The following is a 22,433-nucleotide window of genomic DNA, read 5'->3' as shown; positions in this document are numbered from 1 at the left end:
CGATGCCTCCGGGTCCTAGGCGGCGCACTCCCGGCAGACCTGCTGGCCGTTCCTCTCGGAGGCCAGTTGGCTACGGTGATGCACCAGGAAGCAGCGTGAACAGGTGAACTCGTCGGCCTGACGAGGGATCACCCGCAGGGACAGCTCTTCGTTCGACAGGTCGGCACCGGGCAGCTCCAGCGACTCGGCAAGATCGGTCTCGTCGATGTCGATGCTGCCCGACGACTTGTCGGTGCGCCGCGCCTGGAGTTCCTGGAGGCTGTCCTCCCCCAGGTCGTCGTCTGTCTTGCGCGGGCTGTCGTAGTCGGTAGCCATTGTGCTTACTCCATCCCCCTCATCTATATGTCTTCGCGCTCGTCGCGCGTCTTCTAACGTCCGGGAGGCCCATCTTGTGCCCGTTCCGTCGGGGAGATTTCCCATGGGTACCCCGCGGGAACGGACAACGAACCTCCCAACACGTCAGGGCCTGCTGCCGTCGGCATTGGTTAGCCAAATATGGCGAAACCCACAGCCTTGGCGTCATGCACCACCGTGTTCGACGGCACATCCAACCACATGTGCGGCCCCAATGAGATGCCCTCCGTGCCTCGACACGTGCCTCGACACGCGTATCAACACGCCGGACCAACACGCCGGGTCAGCGCCTCGGCAGCCGAATCGTCACGACAAGTCCTCCACCATCACGCGGCACGGCGGCCACATTTCCGCCATGCGCCTGCACCACCGCACGGACGATGGACAGCCCCAGCCCCGCCCCCTTGGCCGATTCCACGCGATCCGCGTGCAGCCTCCTGAACGGCTCGAACAGGCTGTTCACCTCGTACGCCGGGACGTGTTGTCCCGTGTTGGCCACCTGAACAACCAAGGCGCCGTCTACCATTCCCGTCCTGATCCAAACTTTTCCGTTTTCGGGAATGTTGTACTTCACCGCGTTCTCGAGCAGGTTGCTCACGGAGCGCTCCAAGAGCACGGGGTCGCCTATGGTAGGCGCGCTGACCAGTTCGGTCGTTAGGATAACCCCGTGTTCCTGGGCGAACGGCGTGACCTGTTCGACGGCCGTCTGAGCGACTTCCCGAACGTCCAGCGGTTTGCGTACCGCGAGTTCGCGTTCGCTCCTGGCGAGCAACAGCAGTCCCTCGATGAGCTTCTCGTTACGCGCGTTGACTTCGAGGAGGGTGCGGCCAAGTGCTTTGAGATCCTCGGACGCCTCGGGATCCGACAGGGCGATCTCCAGGACCGTCCGGTTAATCGTCAGAGGAGTTCGCAATTCGTGGGAGGCGTTGGCCACGAATCTGCGCTGGGTGTCGAAGGCGACGTTGAGCCGGGTGAGCATGGCGTCGAACGTGTCGGCCAGCTCCTTCAGCTCGTCGTTGGGGCCCTCCAGGGCGATGCGCTGGTGGGCCAGGGTGCTCTCCGACAGCTTGCGCGCCGTCCCGGTCATCTGCGCGACCGGTTTGAGTGCCCGGTCGGCCACGATGTAGCCGATGATGAGCGCCAGGATGCCCACTCCCAGCAGCGCGAGGAAGGCGTTCTGCAGGAGCACGTCCCGCGCCTTGACGATCGTCGCTTCCTTGGCGTCGGCCCACTGGGCCTGCATGATCGCCGCATCGATGGCGTCGACGCCCCGCGTCCTCAGCTCGGGCCAGACGGTGACGATCGAGTTGCCGATGATGTAGTACATGGAGAACAGCAACACGGCCGCCGCCACGAACACCATGGCCCCGTAGGTGAGCGTGAGCCGCCAGCGGATGCTGACCTTTCCCGGAAGCTCCTTCATCCGCTCCATCGTCGTGCGCTGGGCCGGCGTCTGGCCCAGCGGCGGCGGGCCGTCCCAGGCGGGCGGCCCGCTGGGCGGCGGCGCCTCCTGCACGCGCGTCGCTTTCCTGGCCGAGTGCGGGCTGATCATCGGATGCGTCGGCCCCACCTCGCGCTCCGGTCTTTCCGTCACAAGGCCTCCTCCGTCGGCCTTGTGACAATGGTGCTGTGTCTGATGGTTCGCTCGCTACGCTCGTTCACAGCTTGTACCCCACCCCGGGCACAGTCTCGATCACCTGAGGCTCGCCCAGCTTCTTACGCAGCGTCATCATGGTCACCCGGACCACGTTCGTGAACGGGTCGATGTTCTCGTCCCAGGCCTTGTCCAGCAGGTCCTCCTGGCTGACCACGGCGCCTTCGGCCCGCATCAGCTCCTCCAGGACCGCGAACTCCTTCTTGGTCAGCACGATCTCCCTGCCGTCGCGCTCCACCAGCCGCTTGCCCGGGTCGAGCCGGATCCCGCCCCGTTCCAGCACGGGCGGCAGGGCGGGGGCCGAGCGGCGGCCCAGCGCGCGGACCCTGGCCACCAGCTCGATGAACACGAACGGCTTGGCCAGGTAGTCGTCGGCTCCCAGGCCGAGCCCCTCCACCTTGTCGTCCACGTCGCCGGAGGCGGTCAGCATCAGGATCCGCGAGGCGGTCCGCTGTTCCACCAGCCGGCGGCACACCTCGTCGCCGTGCACGACGGGCAGGTCGCGGTCCAGCACGATCACGTCGTAGTCGATGTAGGAGGTCCGTTCGAGGGCGCCGCCGCCGTCGTAGGCGACGTCGACCGCCATGGCCTCGCGGCGCAGGCCGGTCGCGATCGCGTCGGCGAGCACCCGCTCATCCTCTACCACCAGCACTCGCACGCCTGGAACACCTCTCTCCGATTCTGGTCACTCATTCTGCCCACAGCCTCGATAAGCGCACGGTAAGGCATGTTCAGGGGTGCGTGACCCCCTGGTGAGGCGGAGCTCGAGAAATTCATGTTTCGGGTGCCGACCAGGTGGGGTATGCCTGCGGGACACCCATTACCCGGATAACAACTGGCAATGGGGACGCTTCGCCCCAAGCATGAGACGAACCCCCAGAGAGTAGGTGAGATGGGCGAGTTCACGACCACGATCGAACAACGCCTCGACCAGGCTTATAAGGGCTTGCGGGAGGCCCGTAGCGTCGGCGACGACTACCTCGCCGACACACTCACCGCCGAGATCGAGGACCTGCGCAGGCTGGCCGACGATCACGGCATACCGTTGCCCCGCTGACCACGCGAAACGGCCGGAGCCCAGCTCCGGCCGTTTCGTCAATCTCCTCAGGCGTCGCGTTCGGGGTCCAGCCCCACCAGCAGGTCGTGCAGCTCCTCGAACAAGCCCGGCGCCGCGCACAGCGCGAACCCGGGGCTGACCGGCCGGCCGCGCAGCCCGCCGAGCCTGGCGCCCGACTCGGTCGCCACCAGGCCCGCCGCGGCGAAGTCCCAGTAGTTGACGCCCCGCTCGTAGTAGGCGTCCACGCGGCCGGCCGCGAGCGAGCACATGTCGATCGCGCACGAGCCGCCGCGCCTGATGTCGCGCACCCGCGGCAGCACCGCCGCGACCACCTCGCCCTGGACGGCGCGCCTGGCCACCGAATAGCCGAACCCGGTCGCGACCAGCGCCTGCGCGAGCAGCACGCCGGTGTTGCAGCGCAGCCGCTCGCCGCCCAGCCAGGCGCCTTCGCCGAGCGCGGCGGTGAAGAGCTCGCCGCGCGCGGGCACGTTGACGACTCCGGCGACGATCTGGCCCCGCACCTCGACGGCTATCGACACCGCCCAGTCCGGCAGGCCGTACAGGAAGTTGACGGTGCCGTCGATCGGGTCGACGATCCAGCGCACGTCCGAGTCGCCGGGCTCCTCGCCGCCCTCCTCGCCGAGGATCCTGTCGCCGGGCCTGGCGGCCAGGATGCGCTCGCGGATGAGCTCCTCCGACGCCTTGTCCAGGGCGGTGACGACGTCCGTGGGGCTGGACTTGGTCTCGATCTCCTCCGACATCGTGGGCCGCTTGGCGAGCAGCATGTCCCCCGCCTCACGGGCGATGTCCTCGGCCAGCCGCGGGAAGTCCGTCATCACGCCACCGAGTCCGGGCGCTTCCACTCCTGACCGAGGACGTGCTGGTCGAGGAAGGCGAGCACGGTCTCGTACCAGGCGACGGCGTTGCCCGGCTTGAGGATCCAGTGGTTCTCGTCGGGGAAGTACAGGAACTTCGACTCGACCTCGCTGCGCCGCAGGTCCCACCACAGCCTCAGGCCCTCGCCGATCGGCACCCGGTAGTCCTTGTCGCCATGGATGACCAGCAGCGGGGTGGTGATCTTGTCGAGGGAGTGATGCGGGGACAGGAGGTCGTACCGCTCGGAGCCGGGCTCGCCGAACTCGCGCTGCCAGTACATGGAGGCGTCGGTGGTGCCGGCGAACTGGTCGAGGTTCCAGAGGGACGCGTGGGTCACGATGGCCTTGTAGCGGTCGGTGTGGCCGGCGAGCCAGTTGGCCATGTAGCCGCCGTACGAGCCGCCCATCGCGCCGATGCGCTCGGCGTCGATGTCGTCCCTGGCCAGGGCCACGTCCACGATCGCGTCGAGGTCGGCCTGGGTGCGCGGGCCCCAGTTGCCCCAGCCGCGGTCGATCATCTCCTGACCGTAGCCGGTGGACAGGCACGGGTCGGGCAGGAGGACGGCGTACCCGTGCTCGGCCATGATCGAGGGCTGCCAGCGCCACGCCCAGTCGTTCCAGGAGGAGACGGGGCCGCCGTGGATCCACAGCAGGAACGGCGCGGGGTCGTCGGCGGAGGCGCCCTCGGGCAGCACCAGCCAGCCGCGGATCGTGGCGCCGTCGTCGGCGGTAGCGGAGATCTCGGTGAGCGTGCCGGGCACCTCGGGGCGCCGCACGGGTGTGGGCAGGTCGACGATCTCGCCGGTGGCGGCGTCGATCCTGGCCGGGGCGGGCGCGAGGTGGATGCCGCTGCGCAGCGCGTAGACGAAGCCGCCGTCCTCTGACGCGTTGAGCCCGGCGTAGGCGGCGTCGTCCTGGGTGATCCTGGCCACGTCACCGTCGAGCGGGACGCGGAAGATCGGGCGGCGGCCCTGGTGGTCGGCGACGATGTAGACGGCCGAGGAGTCGGGCGCCCACTCGACGTCCGCGGGGAACAGGTCGGGCGCGTACCCGCGGCCCTCCCCCGTGGCCAGGTCGGCGATCCACAACTCGCTGCGCGCCGAGACCTCCAGCCCGGTGAACCGGTCGCGGGAGCAGGCCACCCGCGTGCCGTCGGGGGAGATGGCGAGCGGGCCCGTGAAGTCGTAACGGTCCTCGGTGAGCAGCGTGCGCCGTTCGCCGGTGGCCACGTCGACGGCCACCAGGTCGGTGCGCCACTCGCCCTTCGGCAGGTAGGTACGCCAGGTGGTGAGCACGGTGGCGCCGTCGGGGGTCAGCTCGAACCCGGCCTCGCGCAGCGCCTCGCCCGCGTCGGGGGTCAGGTCGCGGACGTCCTCGAGGCGGTCGTCGCCGAGCCGGGCCGCGAACAGCCGCGTACGGCCCGGGCCGAGGTCGTGGTCCCAGTAGCGGACCGGGTAGCCCTCGTGCAGGACGGCGCTGATCCCGGCGTCCTTGCGGGCCTTGCGCTTCTCCTCCTCGGCCGCCTCCTCGCCGTCGAGCACGTCGGCGGCGAACACGACGACGTCGCCGGCCGTACGCACGCCGCCGATGCCGCCGGGGCGGGCGGCCACCTGGCGGGCCTCGCCGCCCGCGCGGGGCAGCAGCCACAACGCGGGCACCTCGTCGGTGGAGTCCTTGACGGTGGGGTCGGGGCGGGCGGAGGTGAACAACACGTCGCCCGCGTCGGTGAAGACCGCGGCGGATTCGCCCTTGGCGGAACGGGTGAGCCGGTACGGCTCACCGTCGAACGGAATCGCCCAGAGCGCGGTGCCGAACGACTTGCCGTCGGGATTGAGGGACTGGACGACCGAGATCAATCTGGAGCCGTCGGGCGAGAGCCGCAGTGAGAGAACCCGGGGGATGGCCACATAGTCACGTATGTCGTTGAATGCGCTCACTCGACCGAACCTACCTCGCGACGGGCACCAACGACATCTCGGCATAGGGTTGTCACGTGGGAACTTACGACGCCTTGCTGGTGTTGTCGTTCGGCGGTCCCGAGGGTCCCGACGACGTGCTGCCGTTCCTGGAAAACGTCGTGCGCGGCCGCGGCGTGCCGCGCGAGCGGCTGCTCGCGGTGGCCGAGCACTACCAGGGCTTCGGCGGAGTCAGCCCGATCAACCAGCAGAATCGTGCGCTCGTCGAGGCGTTGCGCCCGGTCGCGGGCGTGCCGGTCTACTGGGGCAACCGCAACTGGCACCCGTTCGGCGAGGACACCGTGCGCCAGATGCGGGCCGACGGGATCGGGAAGGCGGCCGTGTTCGCCACCTCGGCGTTCGCGGGTTATTCGAGCTGCCGGCAGTACTACGAGGACATCGAACGGATCTCCGTCGAAGGCGGCCCCGAGCTGGTCAAGATACGGCACTTCGGCGACCACCCCGGGTTCGTGGCCGCCATGGCCGACCACACGCGCGCGGCCCTGGAGCGGCTCGGCCGCGACGACGCCAGGCTCGTGTTCACCGCCCACAGCGTCCCGGTCTCCATGGCCGAGACCGCCGGGCCGTCCGGCGGCCTCTACGAGGCGCAGCTGCGCAGGAGCGCCGAGCTGGTCAACCGGGCGCTCGGCCGCACCGGGCCGTGGGACCTGGTGTGGCAGTCGCGCAGCGGCCCGCCGCAGGTGCCGTGGCTGGAGCCGGACGTCTGCGACTTCCTGCGCAAGACGGACGCCCGCTCGGTCGTGCTGGTGCCGATCGGGTTCGTCTCCGACCACATGGAGGTCGTCTACGACCTCGACACCGAGGCCAGGCAGGTGGCCGAGGACCTGGGACTGCCCATGGAGCGGGCGGCCACGGCGGGCACGCACCCGCGGTTCGTGCGGATGGTACGCGAGCTGATGGACGAGCCCGAGCCCGTCCCGTGCCCGCTCACGTGCTGTCCGTCACCGCGTCGTCACGCATAGGTTCTGGCGTACGCCTCGGCGATGCCCATGACCTTGTTCACGTAGTCCCACGAGTGGTTGTAGAACCAGATCGACTTGCGCAGCTTCTCGCCGCCCTGGCCCGCGCCGTTGGCGCACAGGTAGTTGGCCGCGCCCGGCACCGCGTCGTACGGGCTCCAGATGTCGGACTTGCCGTCGCCGTCGCCGTCCACGCCATAGTGCTTCCAGGTGGCGGGCATGAACTGCATCGGCCCCTGCGCGCCCGCGCTGGACGGGCCGTTGTTGCGCCCGTGCCCGCTCTCCACCTGCCCGATCGCCGCCAGCACCGTCCACGACAACCCCGGGCAGCGGGTGGCCGAGGCCTTGTACAGCTCCAGGTAGCTGCCCGGCCGGCCCACGGTGACCTGTTGCTGCTGTTTCGGCTGCTGTTCGGGGGTACGCTCCGCGGCGTCCAGCACGACGACCTGGGCGCCCTTGCCGAGCGCCTTGCGTACGGCCGACTCGCTGATCTTGCCTGACTGGCCGTGCAGCAGCACCGCGACCCCCGGCGCGAACCCCAGCGCTTTGCCCACGTCCGCGCTCACCAGCCCGTCCACGCCCCTGAGCCCGAGCGTGGCCGAGGCCGCGGCGCGCAGCCTGGGACCGCCGTCCACCTGGTACATGGCGCCCAGGATCATCCCGAACTTGCGCATCGCGCCCGCGTCGGCCACCAGCTCGCCCCTGGCCAGCGCGCTCCAGACGGCGGGCTGGTCGGCGACGGGCTGCGGCGTCCACGAGCGGAAGTCGGCCGGGTCGACGGCCAGCAGGTTCAGGGTGGTGCCCGACACCTTGACCGCGCCCGCGTCCACCACGATCACCTTCTGCACGTGTGCCAGCTCGCCGAGCGCGAACCTGGCCTGCTTGGGCACGGCCGCCGGGGCGATCGCCAGCACGCGCGGCGGGGTGGAGGTGACCCCAGGACCTCCTTCGCCGAAGTCCTTGACCGGCTCCTTTATCGGCGCGGCCGTGGGCACGAGCTGGTCGAGGCGGGCCTCGGGTTGTTGCTGCGGGCGGGGCTGCCTGCGTACGGGCTCCTGCGCGGTGGTGACCAGGTCGTCGCCCAGCAACACGACGACTCCGCCGGCCGCGGCGGTGACCGCGAGCACGGCGATCACCATGAGCATGACCGCGCGGAACGAGGGAAGACCGGACACTCGGGACACGTTAACCCACGCGGCGGATAACCACTTGCCGTCCGGATTGTCGGTACGCGATGGTTAGCTGGCTCAAGTAAGGGGGAAACAGCGTGGTCGGGCCTTACCGGGGGTTGTTCAACAGGCCCGGCGTGAAGGGGTTCGTGCTGGCGGGGTTCGTCGGGCGGATGCCGATGTCGATGCTGGGCATCGGGGTCGTGCTGCTGATCTCCGCGCTCACCGAGTCCTACGCCACCGCCGGTGCCGTCGCCGCCACCACCAACGTCGCCTTCGCCATCGCGGCTCCCCTTTCCGGGCGGCTCGTGGACAGATTCGGGCAGGGCCGGATCATCGCCCCCTTCGCCGTCGTCAACGGCCTCGCGCTGGTCTCCCTCATGTTGTGCGCCGGGTTCGGGCTGCCCGACTGGACGCTTTACGCCTCCGGCCTGATCGTCGGGGCCACGTCGATGTCCATCGGCTCGCTGGTGCGGGCCCGCTGGTCGGTCATCCACGGCGGCTCGGGCAAGCTGCACACCGCGTTCGCGTTCGAGTCGGTGGTCGACGAGGTGGTCTTCGTCACCGGACCCGCCCTGGTCACGGTGCTGGCCACGGCCGTGAACCCGTACGCGGGTCTGGTCGTGGCCCTGGTCTGCATGCTCTTCGGCTGCCTGGCGCTGGCGGCGCAGCGGCGCACCCAGCCGCCCGTCCAGGGCGTCAAGTCGGCGTCCGGCACGCCCATCCTGATCCCCGGGATCGCCCTGCTGTCGTGCGTCTACCTCGCGCTGGGCGCGGTGTTCGGGTCCGTCGACCTGATCACGGTGGCGTTCGCGGAGGAGCACGGGGTGAAGGGAGCCTCCGGGTTCCTGCTGGCCGCGTTCGCGGGCGGGTCGATGGTGTCGGGGCTCTGGTTCGGGTCCAGGCACTGGAGGATCTCGCTGCGCGGCCGGTTCGTGCGGGCGCTGGGCGTCTTCGTGGTGGGGCTGCTGCCGATCATGTTCATCGGCGACGCGCGGATCATGGCGGGGGCGCTGTTCCTGGCCGGTTTCGCCATCTCGCCGACGCTCATCACGGGCTTCTCGCTCACCGAGCGGCTGGTGCCTCCGTCCCTGCTCACCGAGGGCATGGCGTGGATCTCGACCTCGATCGGGTTCGGCGTGGCGATCGGCGCGTGGGCGGGCGGCCGGCTCACCGAGACGTTCGGCGCGTCCAACGCCTACGCCTTCTCCCTGGGCTCGGCGATCCTCGCCGTGGTGGTGGGAATCGGAGGTTCGGGTTTGCTGAGACTTCCCGAAGCTCCTTCACCCGCGAAGAGCTGATCCGCTACCGTCGGGACATCCCTCGCAACACCCATCACACCGGAAGCTCTATTTATGTCCCGACAAATCAGTTCACTTCTAGCGATCGCGGCTGTTTGCGTAACCCTCGCCCCGGCACCCGCGTTCGCCCAGGCGCCCAAGAAGACGCCCGTCGACTGCGAGCAGGTCAAGTGCATCGCGCTGACCTTCGACGACGGGCCGGGCCAGTACGCGGGAACCCTCCTCGACACGCTCAAGAAGTACCACGCGAAGGCGACGTTCTTCCTTGAGGGCCAATACGTGAAGAGCCGCCCCGCCTACGTCAAGCGCATGGCCGCCGAGGGCCATGAGCTCGGCAACCACAGCTACAGCCACCCCGACTTCACCAAGAGCGAGGCCGGGACCATCAGGAACGAGATCAAGAAGACCCAGGACGCGGTGAAGAAGGCGGCCGGCGTCGAGCCCAAGCTGCTGCGCCCGCCGTACGGGCTGGCCGACCTGCAGGTCTCCGACATTGCCGCCGAGTTCGGCATGCCGATGATCCTTTGGACCGCCGGTTCGGAGGACTGGAGCTCCAAGAACGTCCAGGCCATCCAGAAGAAGACGCTGGAGGTGGCCAAGCCGAACGGCATCATCCTCATGCACGACTGGGTGAAGCAGACGGTCGACGGCATGCCCGCCCTCATCAAGACGCTGCAGAACAAGGGCTACCACCTGGTGACGGTGTCCGACATCATCAAGGACGAGAACCTGGAGCCCGGCGACGTCTTCCCCCGTCCCGCGGGATGGGAGAACTGAGTATCGTTCACGGCTAACCGAACGACGCTCTGGAGGGGTGCTCATGGCGTTCACGAACTGGGCGCGCAACCAGTCGAGCACCCCCGCCGAGATGCGTACCCCCGCCTCCGTGGCGGACGTCGTACGCGCCGTGCTGGACGCCGCCGCCTCGGGGCGGCGGGTCCGCATGGTCGGCACGGGCCACTCCTTCACGGGGGTGGCCCTCACCGACGGCATCATGCTGGGCCCTTCCGCTCTCACCGGGATCAGGTCGTGGGCGGACGACCGCGTCACCGTGCTGGCGGGCACGCCGCTGCGGGCGCTGAACGAGCTGCTCGACGAGCGCGGCCTGGCCCTGGCGAACATGGGCGACATCACCGAGCAGACGGTCGCGGGCGCGATCCAGACCGGCACGCACGGCACCGGACGTGACAGCGGCGGGCTCGCGGACCAGGTCGCCGAGCTGGAGCTGGTGCTCGCCGACGGCTCGGTGGCGACCGCCGTGCCGGGCGAGGACCTGTTCGACGCCGCCAGGGTGGGGCTGGGGGCGCTCGGGGTGCTGACGGCCGTGACGTTGCGGGTGGAACCCGCGTTCCTGCTGCGCAACCGGCGTCGCAAGCTGCCGCTCAGCGAGATACTCGGCTCCCTCGACGCGCTGACCTCCTCGAACGAGCATCTCGACTTCTTCTGGCTGCCGCACACCGACGCCTGCCTGGTCAAGACCAACAACAGGGCCCCAGGGCCGGCCAGGCCGCCGAGCGCGGTCAAGCGCTGGACGGACAACGTCTTCCTGGAGAACACGCTCTTCGGCGCGGCCTGCGCCCTGGGCGCCCGCTTCCCCGGCCTGATCCCGCGGATCAACGCGCTCAGCGGGGCGGCGCTCGGGGACTCGGAGTCGGTGGACACCTCGTACAAGATCTTCACGGCGCGGCGGGACGTGCGCTTTCTCGAGATGGAGTACGCCGTGCCGCGCGAATGCCTGGCCCAGGCCCTGCGCGAGACCAGGGACCTGATCGAGCGGATGGACTGGAAGATCACCTTTCCGGTGGAGGTGCGGGTCACGCCGCCCAGCGACGCCTGGCTCTCCACCGCGTACGGGCGGCGCTCGGCGTACCTCGCCTGCCACATCTACCGCCCGACCCCCAACCCCGCCTACTTCGAGGGCGTGGAGGAGATCATGACCCGGCTGGAGGGCCGGCCGCACTGGGGCAAGCTGCACACCAGGGACGCCGGATACCTGAGCAAGGTCTATCCTCGCTTCGCCGACTTCGTGGGCCTGCGGGACCGGCTCGACCCGCGGCGGCTGTTCACCAACGACTATCTGGACACCGTGCTCGGCTAGCGGTTCGGTAAAGATCTTCCTCGCGAATGGGTGCGACGGCGTGTCCCGTTACCCCTGTGAGCCGCCTGGCGGGCACCCTCGTAACTCGTGCCCCGACGACTCGGCCTGCCCTCCGTGTACCTCGCCGCGGCCGTGGCCACCGCCGCCACGACCGCCGTCCCGCTCGCCATGACGCCCGCCTCAGGACTCGCCCTGCGCCCCGCCGTGTCAGAACCCACCCGCCCCTACGTCGTCACCGCCCGTAGCCGCGTGGCCGCCCAGGATCTCGTCGGCGAGGTGCGATGGCGGGTACGCCGCTACTACACCGCCGCGCTCCCCGGATTCGCCACCTTCCTCACCGCCGCCGAACTGGCCGAGCTCCGCACCGATCCGCGGGTGCGCGCGATCGAGCCCGACCGCCAGATCCACCCCATGACGGCCGGACGATCCACCCGCCCGCCGTCCGTTCCCGGCACCGGCGCGGGCACCACCGTGTACGTCGTGGACAGCGGCGTCGACGCCGGACGGGCCGAGTTCGGGGACCGGGCCTGGCGCGCCTTCGACGCCACCGGCGGCACCGGGCGCGACTGCGGCTGGGGCCACGGCACCCAGGTTGCCGCTCGTGTGCACGCCGTGTCACCCAGGGCCAGGATCGCCTCGGTACGCGTGCTCGGCTGCGGCGGCTCGGGCACGCTGGCCGACACGCTGGCGGGGCTCGACTGGATCCACCGGCACGCGCGCGGGCCGTCCGTCGCGAACCTGTCCGTCGACGGTGCCGACTCCCCCGCGCTCGACGCGGCCGTACAGGCTCTCGTGCGTTCTGGCGTGTTCGTGGCCGGAACGGCCGATTCCAGCACCTGCCGGGTCATGCCGGGCGGCGCGGCGTACTCGTCGATCGCCCCTCACCTGGCCGGAACCGCCGCCCGCCACCTGGAGCGCCATCCCGCCGTCCACCCATCCGTTCTCGCGTCTTGGCTCAAGTGCACTGCGGCACGCGGCGCGATTCGCCAGAATCCGTCTGGGGCCCCCGACCTCCCCATGCGCGACGGCGGGCTCTAGACGGATGGATTCCACAAATGTGACCGGCGTCACATCGCCCCGGGGCTATCCCAGGAAGGCGATGTTCGGACATGCCGGGTACGGTGCTGGCAGGCAACCGGCACACGCGAGAGACTCAAGGGTCCGGGGGAAGAATGGCGACGCTGACGAAGGGACTCGCATGCAGGAGCTCCGACTCGTCGCGGTGAGTGAGGACGGCACCTATCTCGTGCTGGCTACTGCCGGACGAGGTACGCGCTTCACGCTTCCCGTGGACGACCGGCTCCGTGCTGCCGTCCGCGGCAACTTCTCCCGTCTCGGCCAGTACGAGATCGAAGTGGAGAGTCCGTTGCGCCCCAAGGAGATCCAGGCCCGCATCCGCGCCGGAGAGACAGCGGAGGAGATCGCCGCGACCGCCGGGATCCCGGTCGAGCGTGTCCGCTGGTTCGAGGGGCCAGTGTTGCAGGAGCGGGAATATGTCGCCCAGCAGGCGCAACGTGTCGCCGTACGCATGCCTGGGGAGTCGGCGCCCGGGCCCACCCTGGGCGATCTCGTCGCCGAGCGGCTGACCAGGCGAGGTGTGCCCACCGACGAGATCGACTGGGACTCCGCCAAGCGCGACGACGGGCTGTGGCGGGTCAAGCTCGGCTACGTCTGGAACGGTCACACGCGCCACGCCGAGTGGCTGTTCGACCCGCGCAAGCGCCATGTGACGCCCCACGACGACGAGGCACTGCGGTTGTCCTCGGCCGACTTCGCCCCGGAGCCGGCCGTGGCGGAGGACACGACGGTGACGCCGTTCACGCCTCGGGTGGCCAAGCTGCAGCCGGTGCCGCCGCTGCCCTCCGACGCGCTGCCGTTCCCTTCCGTGGCGCGCCGTGAGCCGGCGGAGCCCGCTGTGGGGTACAACCCGCCGCCGCGGGCGGAGACGGCGTACACGCGCACCCCGGAGCCCCCTGCCCGCGAGCCGCTCCGTCCTGAACCTCCCGCCCGTGAGGCTTTCCGCCCTGAGCCCCCTGCCCGCGAGCCTTTCCGGCCTGAGCCGCCTGCCCACGAGACCGGCTATGCCCGCCCGGGTGACACGTCGTCGCGTCGCGGCGGGCCTTCGACGTGGCTGCCCGACTCCGGGGCCGGCCGGCCTGGCGAGCGCGACAGCGACTCCATCTACGCCCCCGCCGCCCCGGCGCCCACACCTGCGGACTCCCACCCGGCACCGCAGCCCGCCGCCACGGTCCAGCCGGCCGCCACGGTCCGGCCGCCCGCCGCCGAGGCACCGCGCCCCGCTGCCGAGGCACCGCAGCCGGTCGTCGAGGAATCGCAGCGGGTCATCGACGAGCCACCCGCCCAGGCGCACCTGTCCGCACAGGAGCAGAGCGTTGTCCGGGAGCAGGAGCCCGCGCCTGCGCACCCCTCTGCCCAGGCACAGCCGGCCGCCCAGGCACAGCCGATGGCCGCCACCCAGCCGACCTCAACGGTGGAGCCGCCCGCCCACCCCGAGGCCGCCACACCAGCGCCCGCTCAGCCCGAGGCCGCCACACCAGCACCGGCTCAGCCCGACGCCTTCGCACCGGCGGCCGCCCAGCCTGAGGTCGTCGCACCAGCGTCCGCTCAGCTCGCAGCCGCCACACCGGCGCCTGTCCAGTCCGAGGCCGTCGCACCGGCGGCCGCCGCAGTCGAGTCGCGCCCCGAGCCGGAGGTGACCACCGAGGCGACGCCCGCAGCGCAATCCCCGGCCCATGTCGAGGTGGCCGTTCAGCCGAGCGGCAGCGCCGAGCCGGTCGTGGCGTCGTCGCCCGCCGCCACGCCCCCTGTCGCGGAGGACAGCGCCGACGCATCGCCCGCCGCGGACGTAGCGACTCCATCGGACGCTCCAGCCACACCCCCGGCAGCGGACGTCACGACCGAGGCTCCCAGCCGACCCGCAGCCGTCGCAGAGCCCGAGAAGGCCGAGACACCTGCCGTCGCGGCGGGCAAGACCTCCGGCGACGCGGCCACCGAAACGGCCAACGCCGCAGAGGCCGGACGCCCCGACGCCGTCGCCACCGACGTAGTCGCCGCGACCCCTGACGCCGCCACCGCAGAGACCACCGACGCGGCCGCCGCCGAGACCACTGCCCCCGTCGCCGCCAAGACCTCTGACGCCGTCACCGCAGAGATCCCTGACCCCGTGGCCGCCGAGGCGCCCAAGGATGCAGCCGAGGACTCGGGTGGCGCGGGCATCGAGACGCCCGCGGACGCCAAGACGGCCAAGGCGGCGCGGGTCGTGCCTGATGCCAAGTCGAAGCGGGCGGGCCACGCCCAGCCTGCCGCACCAGAGGCCACACCCGAGGCCGCGCCGGAGAAGCCCGTTCAGGAGGCCAAGCCGCCCGCGCCCAAGCCCAAGCCCGCCCCTGCAGAGCCCAAGGCCACGCCCAAGGTGCCGGCGGCGCGGGGAGGCAAGGACGACGCCAAGGAGGACCCGGCCGTGCCGGTGCCGTCCCCGCCACCCGCCCCGGCCGCCCGTCAGGCGCGGAAGGGTTCGAGGGGCCGCCGGGCCTCGGTGCCGACGTGGGACGAGATCATGTTCGGCGCCCGCCGCCAGGACTGACCTCAGAGGCCTCGGCGGCAGGACAGTCCGCGCCCGTCGTCAGGACACTTCGCCGAGCGACAAACGCGCGCCCGTCCTTCGGCCCTCCGCGTCAGAGCACACGCCATCGCCGTCGTCAGCGCACGCCATCGCCGTCATCGACAGCACATCATCGTCGACGTCGGCACTCATTACCCGGCGGGTGGCGCCAAGAAGGGCGCGAGCCACTCCGGTGTCACCTCGGCGGGAAAGCCCGCCCCCTGCGCCTCCGACACGTCGATGGCCGAGTAGCCACCCTTGCCCGCCCCGACCCCGGCGATCAGCGTGAGCACGCCGGCCCGCCGCTGGAACCACGTCTGCCGCAGCCGCCATCCCACCACGGCCCGGCGTTCGACCACGGCCTGGGAACGCCGCAGCGACCCCGACCGCACCGCCAGCCGTACCCCGTCGTAGCCGTGCCCCAGCGAGGCGTACCTGTCGAGCCCCAGGGGAACCCCCACACCGGCCAGGAGCAGCGCCAGCACCAGCAGGATCCACCACAACACCGACCCCGTCGCCCAGGCGAGCACGACGCTGGCCACCGCCACCACGAGCCACGGGAAGACGGCCCTGAACAGGCGGCGGTTGCGCGCCACGGGCGGGTGAGGACGCAGGGCGGCCCGGTAAGGGCCGATCGCGTCCCCGGTCACCTGGAACGCCACGGCGCGCGGCACGTCGGGCAGGAGTTGCCCCCGCGTCTGCGAGTCGCCCAGCCCCGTCACGATGGCCCACGCGCGGACGACCCCGGCCCACCGTTCGGCCAGGCCGTCCACGATCTCGTAACCGCGTACCCGGCCCGACTCCAGCGACACGCTGCGCCGGTTGATCAGCCCCCGCTCCGCCACCAGGTAGCCGTCGCGGTGCTTGAGCTTGAAGTCCCAGTTGAAGACCGCGTACATCAGCCCGCCCACGAAGGGCATCGCCACCACGAGCAGCAGCACCACGACCAGCAGCAGGTAGGGATGGGCCCAGAGCCACTCCCCGACGCTCCAGGCGGCGTCCCGGCCGAACCCCAGCTCGTCCCCCCACTGGAACGCCAGCCCCACGGCGCCCCCGGCGAGCGCGAACGGGGTGAGCAGATAGGCGCCCGACAACGGCCCGTACAGCAGCCACCTGCGCGGCACGCCGATGATCACTCGCTCGTGCGGCCCGGCCGCCGCCGCATCGGGGAGGTGCGCCTCCGGCCTGGCCGCGCGCCGCAGGAGCACGGACTTGAGCCGTTCGGCCTCCGCCAGCGTGACCCCGTTGAGCTCGGCCTCCTCGTCGCCGCCGCTCGCCCCTGTGTCGATCTTGAGTACGGACAGGCCCAGCAGCCGGTGCATGGGCGGCGAGGACACGTCCACGCCGCGGATCCGCTCCAACGGAATGGTACGGACGGAACGGCTGATCATTGACCGTTTGGTCTCCAGCCGGTCACCGACGATCTCGTAGGTGAAGGTGGCCCACCTGATGATGGCGAACACGATGGTGCCGCCGACGCCGAGGGCCGCCCAGCCGTACGACCTGGCCGAGAAGCCGCCCACGAACAGCACGCCGACGAGGGGGAGGAGGAGCGAGGGCAGCATGCGTACCGGATCGATGAGCAGCACTTTCGGGCTCAACCGCAACGGCACCCGCACAGGAGCCGGAGGCCCGTCTCCAAGCGGCTGCCCGCTCCCGGGAGGCTGCCCCTGCGGTGGCCGCGGTTCGGTCATGTCGCGTCGTCCCTGAGCGCTTCCGCCCGGTGCGCGAGCTGCTCGGCGAGGCCCGCCGCGACCAGGTAGTCGAGGCCCTTGATCGTGGACGAGCCGGCATGGGACGCGGTGCGGATCTCGAGCGTGGCCAGCCCGAGCATCCGTTCCATCCACCCTTGCCCCTTGTCGACCGTCTGGATGCGGCTCACAGGCACGAACACCCACTCCCTGGTCAGGAACCCCGACCGGGCGTAGACGACGTCACCTGAGAGCTCCCAGCGGTGCACGGCGTACCGTACGAACGGCTCGGCCACCAGGAACGGCAGGACCAGCACCACGACCGCGGCAGGCAGCAGCCACGAGTTGGCGGCGAACCAGGCAGGCACCCACGACCAGCCGCTCCCGCCGACCCACCGCGACACCAGGAGCGAGCCGCCCAGGAAGAACACGAACGCGACCAGCGCCTCGAGCAGCCACAGGCGGACGGCCTTGGGCGAGACGCGGTTCGCCGGATCGCGCAGCGGGCCAATTGACGTCACAAGGCCAGCTTAGGGCGCGAAACCGGCAGACGATCTGCGTGCGGGGGCGGTAAAGATCCGCCGCACGTCTCGGCGTGTCTGCCGACGCCCGGTTCGGCCTCGGTGCCATGCTCGGTGGCGGCCGGCCGCAGGCTGTCGAGCTTGGCCACGTCGGCGGCGCCACGTTCGTGCCAGCCAGGCCCGGCCAGCGCGGGACCGCACCACAGCGCCAGCGCCTCACGCAACGTGGCAGCCGCCGTCCGGCCTCCCCGCGGCGATCTGGCGCACCTGGTTTCCGCGGCTGGGGTACGACCGAAACCGATGTCCGTTTTGTCGCTCACGGTACGAGATCCCGCCCCGCGTCCCGCCACAGTGAACCAGCAGGCCAGAAAGGCTCCCTCGGTACGGCACGATTCGACTCGGCCGGGGATGACAGTGGTCATGCTTGTGTCCAAGCTCACTACCCGGATGCCGCGATTCTGGCCCGTTTCGGATCCTTTACCGGCCACCGACCATCGGGAAACGGTCTACGCATCGCCGTGAGCCGCGTAGCATCGTCCGGCATGGGGCTGTGTAACACGACAAGGCGCGTGCGACCCATCGCTGTCAGTGTGACAGGGGTGGCGGTCGTGCTCGCGTTGGCCGGTTGCGGCAGTCTCATCGGAAGATCTCAGGCAATGGACATCGCGGAGATCAACGTTTCGAGCCCGGAGTTGCGCGAGGGCAAGCCGCTGCCGCGCGAATACTCCTGCAAGGGCGACCAGGGCAGTCCGCCGCTGCGCTGGTCGAGTCAACCGCTGTCCGACGCGAAGTCGATCGCGATCGTGGTCGATTCCCATACCTCGTCCGAAGCGGCCGTGCACTGGGTGCTCTACAACATCCCGGCGACCACGACCGAGCTGGGGCCCAACGCCGCCGCCGACCCGCCGGCCGGGTCCGGTCAGGCCAGGGTGACCAGCGGGAAGGTGGGCTACGAGCCCCCCTGCCAAGACACGGGCAGCTACCGTTTCACCGTCTACACGTTGAACGGCAAGGTCGACCCCGAGGAGGGCGACTCCCTCCCCGAGATCCTGAAGAAGATCGCGGACCAGACCATCGCCCGCGGCCGCCTCACTGCGGTTGACATCCAGTGAGGGGCCGAACACGGCAGGCGAGGTGTATACCAATCATTCTTCACGTAGGGTGTGACAACTCTCATAGTGGTCCGACACAATCAGATCCAATTGTTAGGCACTGGTGATCAAAGGGGGCAGATCGCGTCGATGGCCGCGCGATCTCACCGGCGCCAAAGGGAGGCCATGGCTTTGAGGGTGGTGCAATGATCGCGGTCGTAGTGAGCTTGGTCGCTGTCGTGCTCCTCGTGCTCGTCGTCGTGGCACTGGGCATGCGTTCGATGAACCGCCGGGAGAGCTCTCTCCCTCCGGAACGGCTGAAGGAGATGGCCGAGAAGGAGGAGATGACCTATGCTCGTTCCACTGACGAGTTCGCGGCGCACGAACCGCGGATGAACAATTTCAGCCCCGACTTCAGCCCCATTGACGAGCCCAAGCCGAAACCGGTGCGCACGGGCCAGCGTGGCAGGCGTGGCGTCGATGAGTGGGGCAACCCGACGTCCGACGATGAGGACGAGGAGTTTTGGGCCAACATCCGCAGTGACGCCGAAGAGGGCGGCTTCGGTGCGGGTGGCACCGTAGCGGCCAGGAAGGGCGCCTCTCGCCCGGTCGAGCGCGAGCGCCCGGCAGAGCAGCGTCCCGCGGAGCAGCGCCCTGCCCAGCAACGTCCGGCAGAGCAGCGCCCAGCAGAGCAGCGCCCGGCGGCGGAGCGTCCCAAGCGCCGCGGTGACCGTTCCGCGAAGCCGCAGCCCGCTGCCGCGTCGGCCGACCCCAACGCGGCCACCGTGCAGGCTCCCCTGCCGCAGCGCCCGGTTCCCGCCGCGGCGGCCAACCTCGCCGACCTGGTCGAGCCGGCCAAGCGCGCCACTCCGTCCCAGTCCGAACTGGCGGACCAGCGCACCATGACGTTCGCGGCGCCGACGGGCGACGTGATGAGCATTCTCGGCGCGGGCGCCCAGCCGGTGCCCGCCCCCACGCGCCCCGCCGACCAGGCCCCCGCCACGCGCCCCGACCCGGTCTCGTCCAACGCCGTGTCGTCGAACGCTCTGTCGTCCAACGCGGTGCCGTCCAACGGCTCATTCCCGGCCACCGGATCCTTCGCCGCGGCCAACGGCAGCGGATCCTTCCCCGCCGCGAACGGCAGTGGCTCGTTCCCGGCCGTGAGCTCCAGCGGCTCGTTCCCCGCGCAGCCCGCGCCCATCCACGGTGCGCCGACGAGCGACCCGTTCCCCGCCTACAACGGCGCGGCCGACCCGCTCGACACCACCTGGACCAACCCGCCCGCGGCCACCACGTCCGGCTCCTGGCCCGCCACGCCTGACATCCTGGACGACCCCGCCACCTCCGCCTACGGCGGTCCCGCGAGTTCCTGGCCGGCGTTCGTCGAGCAGCAACCCACCGCCGGCTCCTCCTATCCCCCCTCGTACGAGGTGCGTTCGGGCTGGGCCGTGGCCGACGACTCCGATCCGCTCACCGGCCCCTCCCCCGCCACCGGCACCCCCACGGTGCCCGGCAGGGCGGTCCCGGCCTACGACGACGTGTTGTCGGCCCCGGCGCCGCAGTCCTCGATCGCGTACGAGACCGGCGACTACACCAGCCCCCCCGCCTCCAACACCGCCTGGCCGGAGCCGCCCACGGGCACTCCTGGCTGGCCGACGTACGGCAACCAGTCCCAGAACGGCAACGGCGGCGGTCACCGGCGCGCGCCCGAGCAGGACTACCCGCACGACTATTACCGCTGATCCAGGCCCCCATTAATGCGTAAAACCCGTGTGACGCGCCCTTAAAGCGGGGTCGACGGAGCAATAGGGTTTGCTCCATGTTTCGCGACACGCAGAGTAGCTGGCTGAGCACCCTCCGGCATGATGTGCCAGCCTCCCTCGTGGTTTTCCTCGTCGCGGTGCCCCTTTCGCTGGGCATCGCGATGGCATCAGGGGCACCGCTGGCCGCCGGGCTGATCGCCGCCGTGGCGGGCGGGATCGTGGCGGGCGCGCTGGGCGGCTCGGCCGTGCAGGTGAGCGGCCCCGCCGCCGGGTTGTCGCTGGTGGTGGTGGATCTCGTGCAGACGTACGGATGGCGGGCCACCTGCATGATCACCCTGATGGCGGGGGCCGTACAGCTCCTGCTGGGGGTGTTCAAGGCGGCCAGGGCGGCGCTGGCGGTGTCGCCGGCCGTCATCCACGGCATGCTGGCGGCCGTCGGCGTGATCATCGCCCTCGCCCAGCTGCACGTCGTGCTGGGCGGCAGCTCGCAGCGCTCGGCCGTGGCGAACCTGATCGAACTACCCGGGCAGATCGCCGACCTGCACGGGCACAAGGTCGCGGTCGGCCTGCTCACGATCACGGTGCTGGCGGTGTGGACACGGCTGCCCAAGCAGGTCAGGGCGGTGCCCGCGCCGCTGGTCGCGCTGATGGCGGCGGCGGTGACGGCGTGGCTGTTCAACTGGGACGTCACCCGCGTGGACCTGTCCGACAGCGTCACCGAATGGGCCTTCCCCGTGCTGCCCAGGGGCGACTGGCACCTGATCGTGGCGGCGGTGATGCTGGTGGCGCTGCTGGCGGGGGTCGAGTCCCTGCTGTGCTCGGTGGCGATCGACGGGAGCCACGGTGGCCGCCGCGCCGACCTCGACCAGGAGCTGACGGGTCAGGGCGTGGCGAACATGGTCACCGGCGCGCTCGGCGGCCTGCCGGTGGCCGGGGTGATCGTGCGGAGCACCGCGAATGTCCAGGCGGGCGGGCGTACTCGCTGGTCGGCGATCCTGCACGGGGTGTGGGTGCTGGTGTTCGCGCTCGGGTTCGGCTGGTCGATCAAGTTGATCCCGCTGGAGGCGCTGGCGGCGTTGCTGGTGTTCATCGGCGTGCAGATGGTGAACCTGGGTCACGTCAGGAAGGTGCACGGTCACGGCGAGGTGCCCGTCTACGTGGTGACGATGGTCGCGGTGATCCTGCTCGGGCTGGCCGAGGGGGTGGTGGCGGGGCTGGCGCTGGCCGCGTTGCTCGCGTTGCGCCGCCTGACCTGGGTCACGGTGCACAAGCGGGAGGACCGTGAGGGCCGGCTGCACGTGACGATCTCGGGCTCGCTGACGTTCCTGGGGGTGCCCAGGCTGACGCACGAACTGCGGACTATCCCCGCGAGCAGGGCCGTGGACCTCGACCTGAACATCGACTTCATGGACAACGCCGCCTTCGAGGCCATCCACTCCTGGCGGCTGGACCACGAGCGGATGGGCGGCACGGTCGACATCGACGAGCTACACGACGAGTGGTACGCGCTGGCGGCCAGCGGGGCGCGCATGTTCCCGGTCAAGTCGCCGCCCAAGGCGCCGGACCGCTGGTGGTTGCCGTGGGCGCACAGGAGCCGCCGTCCCGTCCGCCCCACCGTCGCGTCGAACGGCGAACCCGCGGCGGCGGAGTGCCGGCTCACGGCGGGGGCGCGCGAGTACCACCGGCGTACGGCGCCGCTGGTGCGGCCCATCTTCACCGAGCTGGCGCGCAAGCAGCAGCCGTCGCACCTGTTCATCACGTGCGCGGACTCCAGGATCGTGCCCAGCCTGATCACGGCGAGCGGTCCCGGCGACCTGTTCACGGTGCGCAACATCGGCAACCTGGTGCCGCGCAGGGGGTCCGAGCCGCACGACGACTCGGTGGTGGCGGCGATCGAGTACGCGACGCAGGTGCTGGGGGTGCACACGATCACGGTGTGCGGCCATTCCGGGTGCGGCGCGATGGCAGGGGTGCTGAGCGGCGGGGTGCAGGCGGGCAGCCTGCCGGGGCTGAGGAGGTGGCTGCGGCACGGGGACCACAGCCTGGCCACGTTCATCGAGACCGAGGGCGACCGGCTGCACGGCGGGGCTCTGGACGTGTTGTGCCGGGTCAACGTGCAGCAGCAGCTGGAGAACCTGCGTACGTACCGGAAGGTCGACGAGCAGGTCAGGGCGGGGAAGCTGGAGCTGGTGGGGTTGTTCTTCGACATCGGCTCGGCCAGGGTGCACATGGTGCCGCCGTTGCGCCCTACGCTCTCCGTGAAGTCCGGCGATCTCAGGGTGGCCGCGGGCGAAGAATGAAC

General features: G+C 70.6%; 20 protein-coding genes. 10 read left to right on the top strand and 10 right to left on the bottom strand.

Annotated features, from left to right (window positions below):
• Positions 1–15: 15 nt before the first annotated feature.
• The 3 genes from ACFLIM_RS32615 to ACFLIM_RS32605 form a co-directional block, all read right to left on the bottom strand.
• Entirely contained in the window at positions 16–315 is a 300-nt protein-coding gene (locus ACFLIM_RS32615) for a DUF4193 domain-containing protein (RefSeq protein ID WP_090929286.1), read from the bottom strand.
• A 322-nt stretch (positions 316–637) separates the two neighbouring features.
• A complete protein-coding gene (locus ACFLIM_RS32610; RefSeq protein ID WP_393172124.1) occupies positions 638–1,906 on the bottom strand; it encodes a sensor histidine kinase in 1,269 nt (422 codons plus the stop codon).
• Positions 1,907–2,012: 106 nt separating this feature from the next.
• Complete coding sequence (locus ACFLIM_RS32605) at positions 2,013–2,666, bottom strand: response regulator transcription factor (protein WP_393172067.1); 654 nt, start codon at positions 2,664–2,666, stop codon at positions 2,013–2,015.
• A gap of 234 nt (positions 2,667–2,900) precedes the next feature.
• Here ACFLIM_RS32605 and ACFLIM_RS32600 point away from each other — a divergent pair, with 234 nt between their 5' ends.
• Entirely contained in the window at positions 2,901–3,065 is a 165-nt protein-coding gene (locus tag ACFLIM_RS32600) for a hypothetical protein (protein WP_393172065.1), read from the top strand.
• A gap of 47 nt (positions 3,066–3,112) precedes the next feature.
• On the opposite strand, the gene ACFLIM_RS32595 is transcribed toward ACFLIM_RS32600, so the two are convergent.
• Both ACFLIM_RS32595 and ACFLIM_RS32590 read right to left on the bottom strand, forming a co-directional pair.
• Positions 3,113–3,901, bottom strand: coding sequence for an inositol monophosphatase family protein (locus ACFLIM_RS32595; RefSeq protein ID WP_393172063.1), 789 nt, complete (start codon positions 3,899–3,901; stop codon positions 3,113–3,115).
• Positions 3,901–5,922 (bottom strand): S9 family peptidase, encoded by a 2,022-nt coding sequence (locus tag ACFLIM_RS32590; RefSeq protein WP_393172062.1) that lies wholly within the window; start codon positions 5,920–5,922, stop codon positions 3,901–3,903. Before ACFLIM_RS32590 ends, ACFLIM_RS32595 begins: the two co-directional genes overlap by 1 nt.
• An 11-nt stretch (positions 5,923–5,933) precedes the next feature.
• Between ACFLIM_RS32590 and ACFLIM_RS32585 the strand changes: the two genes are divergently transcribed.
• Entirely contained in the window at positions 5,934–6,878 is a 945-nt protein-coding gene (locus ACFLIM_RS32585; protein WP_393172060.1) for a ferrochelatase, read from the top strand.
• Here the strand turns inward: ACFLIM_RS32585 and ACFLIM_RS32580 are convergent.
• Complete coding sequence (locus ACFLIM_RS32580; protein ID WP_393172058.1) at positions 6,869–8,050, bottom strand: lytic transglycosylase domain-containing protein; 1,182 nt, start codon at positions 8,048–8,050, stop codon at positions 6,869–6,871. The genes ACFLIM_RS32585 and ACFLIM_RS32580 overlap by 10 nt on opposite strands.
• Positions 8,051–8,142: 92 nt before the next feature.
• Between ACFLIM_RS32580 and ACFLIM_RS32575 the strand changes: the two genes are divergently transcribed.
• From ACFLIM_RS32575 to sepH, 5 genes are all read left to right on the top strand, one after another.
• Complete coding sequence (locus ACFLIM_RS32575; protein ID WP_393172056.1) at positions 8,143–9,345, top strand: MFS transporter; 1,203 nt, start codon at positions 8,143–8,145, stop codon at positions 9,343–9,345.
• Between the two features lie 54 nt (positions 9,346–9,399).
• On the top strand, positions 9,400–10,122 hold the full coding sequence (locus ACFLIM_RS32570; RefSeq protein ID WP_393172054.1) for a polysaccharide deacetylase family protein: 723 nt from the start codon (positions 9,400–9,402) through the stop codon (positions 10,120–10,122).
• Between the two features lie 43 nt (positions 10,123–10,165).
• On the top strand, positions 10,166–11,443 hold the full coding sequence (locus ACFLIM_RS32565; protein WP_393172053.1) for a D-arabinono-1,4-lactone oxidase: 1,278 nt from the start codon (positions 10,166–10,168) through the stop codon (positions 11,441–11,443).
• A gap of 87 nt (positions 11,444–11,530) precedes the next feature.
• On the top strand, positions 11,531–12,481 hold the full coding sequence (locus ACFLIM_RS32560) for a protease inhibitor I9 family protein (RefSeq protein ID WP_393172051.1): 951 nt from the start codon (positions 11,531–11,533) through the stop codon (positions 12,479–12,481).
• 160 nt (positions 12,482–12,641) lie between these two features.
• Positions 12,642–15,047 (top strand): septation protein SepH, encoded by a 2,406-nt coding sequence (gene sepH, locus ACFLIM_RS32555; RefSeq protein WP_393172049.1) that lies wholly within the window; start codon positions 12,642–12,644, stop codon positions 15,045–15,047.
• Positions 15,048–15,086: 39 nt separating this feature from the next.
• Here the strand turns inward: sepH and ACFLIM_RS32550 are convergent, their stop codons facing one another.
• The 4 genes from ACFLIM_RS32550 to ACFLIM_RS32535 form a co-directional block, all read right to left on the bottom strand.
• Complete coding sequence (locus tag ACFLIM_RS32550) at positions 15,087–15,218, bottom strand: hypothetical protein (protein WP_393172047.1); 132 nt, start codon at positions 15,216–15,218, stop codon at positions 15,087–15,089.
• Positions 15,218–16,666 carry a PH domain-containing protein gene (locus ACFLIM_RS32545; protein ID WP_393172045.1) on the bottom strand — a complete coding sequence of 483 codons (1,449 nt, stop codon included), beginning with the start codon at positions 16,664–16,666 and terminating at the stop codon, positions 15,218–15,220. The genes ACFLIM_RS32550 and ACFLIM_RS32545 overlap by 1 nt, the downstream gene beginning before the upstream one ends.
• An 89-nt stretch (positions 16,667–16,755) precedes the next feature.
• Entirely contained in the window at positions 16,756–17,277 is a 522-nt protein-coding gene (locus ACFLIM_RS32540; protein WP_393172043.1) for a PH domain-containing protein, read from the bottom strand.
• A complete protein-coding gene (locus ACFLIM_RS32535) occupies positions 17,274–17,699 on the bottom strand; it encodes a BTAD domain-containing putative transcriptional regulator (RefSeq protein WP_393172041.1) in 426 nt (141 codons plus the stop codon). Before ACFLIM_RS32535 ends, ACFLIM_RS32540 begins: the two co-directional genes overlap by 4 nt.
• 234 nt (positions 17,700–17,933) lie before the next feature.
• Here ACFLIM_RS32535 and ACFLIM_RS32530 point away from each other — a divergent pair, with 234 nt between their 5' ends.
• The 3 genes from ACFLIM_RS32530 to ACFLIM_RS32520 all read left to right on the top strand — a co-directional run bounded on the left by ACFLIM_RS32530 (position 17,934) and on the right by ACFLIM_RS32520 (position 22,431).
• Positions 17,934–18,389 (top strand): YbhB/YbcL family Raf kinase inhibitor-like protein, encoded by a 456-nt coding sequence (locus ACFLIM_RS32530; RefSeq protein WP_393172039.1) that lies wholly within the window; start codon positions 17,934–17,936, stop codon positions 18,387–18,389.
• Between the two features lie 185 nt (positions 18,390–18,574).
• Positions 18,575–20,110: a hypothetical protein gene (locus ACFLIM_RS32525; protein WP_393172037.1), complete on the top strand. Its 1,536-nt coding sequence runs from the start codon at positions 18,575–18,577 to the stop codon at positions 20,108–20,110.
• 77 nt (positions 20,111–20,187) lie between these two features.
• Positions 20,188–22,431, top strand: coding sequence for a SulP family inorganic anion transporter (locus tag ACFLIM_RS32520; protein WP_393172035.1), 2,244 nt, complete (start codon positions 20,188–20,190; stop codon positions 22,429–22,431).
• Positions 22,432–22,433: the final 2 nt, after the last annotated feature.

It is taken from the genome of Nonomuraea marmarensis (genome assembly GCF_043197025.1).
Lineage (GTDB): Bacteria > Actinomycetota > Actinomycetes > Streptosporangiales > Streptosporangiaceae > Nonomuraea > Nonomuraea marmarensis.
Note: the sequence above shows the minus strand (reverse complement) of the source record. Positions and strands in the feature narration are given on the sequence as shown.

Excerpts from the sequence above, each read along its gene's own strand:
- ACFLIM_RS32570 (WP_393172054.1), top strand. The coding sequence starts at position 9,400 with ATGTCCCGACAAATCAGTTCACTTCTAGCGATCGCGGCTGTTTGCGTA.
- ACFLIM_RS32525 (WP_393172037.1), top strand. The coding sequence starts at position 18,575 with ATGATCGCGGTCGTAGTGAGCTTGGTCGCTGTCGTGCTCCTCGTGCTC.
- sepH (WP_393172049.1), top strand. The coding sequence starts at position 12,642 with ATGCAGGAGCTCCGACTCGTCGCGGTGAGTGAGGACGGCACCTATCTC.
- ACFLIM_RS32550 (WP_393172047.1), bottom strand. The coding sequence starts at position 15,218 with ATGAGTGCCGACGTCGACGATGATGTGCTGTCGATGACGGCGATGGCG.
- ACFLIM_RS32530 (WP_393172039.1), top strand. The coding sequence starts at position 17,934 with ATGGACATCGCGGAGATCAACGTTTCGAGCCCGGAGTTGCGCGAGGGC.
- ACFLIM_RS32600 (WP_393172065.1), top strand. The coding sequence starts at position 2,901 with ATGGGCGAGTTCACGACCACGATCGAACAACGCCTCGACCAGGCTTAT.
- ACFLIM_RS32615 (WP_090929286.1), bottom strand. The coding sequence starts at position 315 with ATGGCTACCGACTACGACAGCCCGCGCAAGACAGACGACGACCTGGGG.
- ACFLIM_RS32595 (WP_393172063.1), bottom strand. The coding sequence starts at position 3,901 with ATGACGGACTTCCCGCGGCTGGCCGAGGACATCGCCCGTGAGGCGGGG.
- ACFLIM_RS32535 (WP_393172041.1), bottom strand. The coding sequence starts at position 17,699 with ATGACCACTGTCATCCCCGGCCGAGTCGAATCGTGCCGTACCGAGGGA.
- ACFLIM_RS32520 (WP_393172035.1), top strand. The coding sequence starts at position 20,188 with ATGTTTCGCGACACGCAGAGTAGCTGGCTGAGCACCCTCCGGCATGAT.
- ACFLIM_RS32610 (WP_393172124.1), bottom strand. The coding sequence starts at position 1,906 with ATGATCAGCCCGCACTCGGCCAGGAAAGCGACGCGCGTGCAGGAGGCG.
- ACFLIM_RS32565 (WP_393172053.1), top strand. The coding sequence starts at position 10,166 with ATGGCGTTCACGAACTGGGCGCGCAACCAGTCGAGCACCCCCGCCGAG.
- ACFLIM_RS32590 (WP_393172062.1), bottom strand. The coding sequence starts at position 5,922 with ATGCCGAGATGTCGTTGGTGCCCGTCGCGAGGTAGGTTCGGTCGAGTG.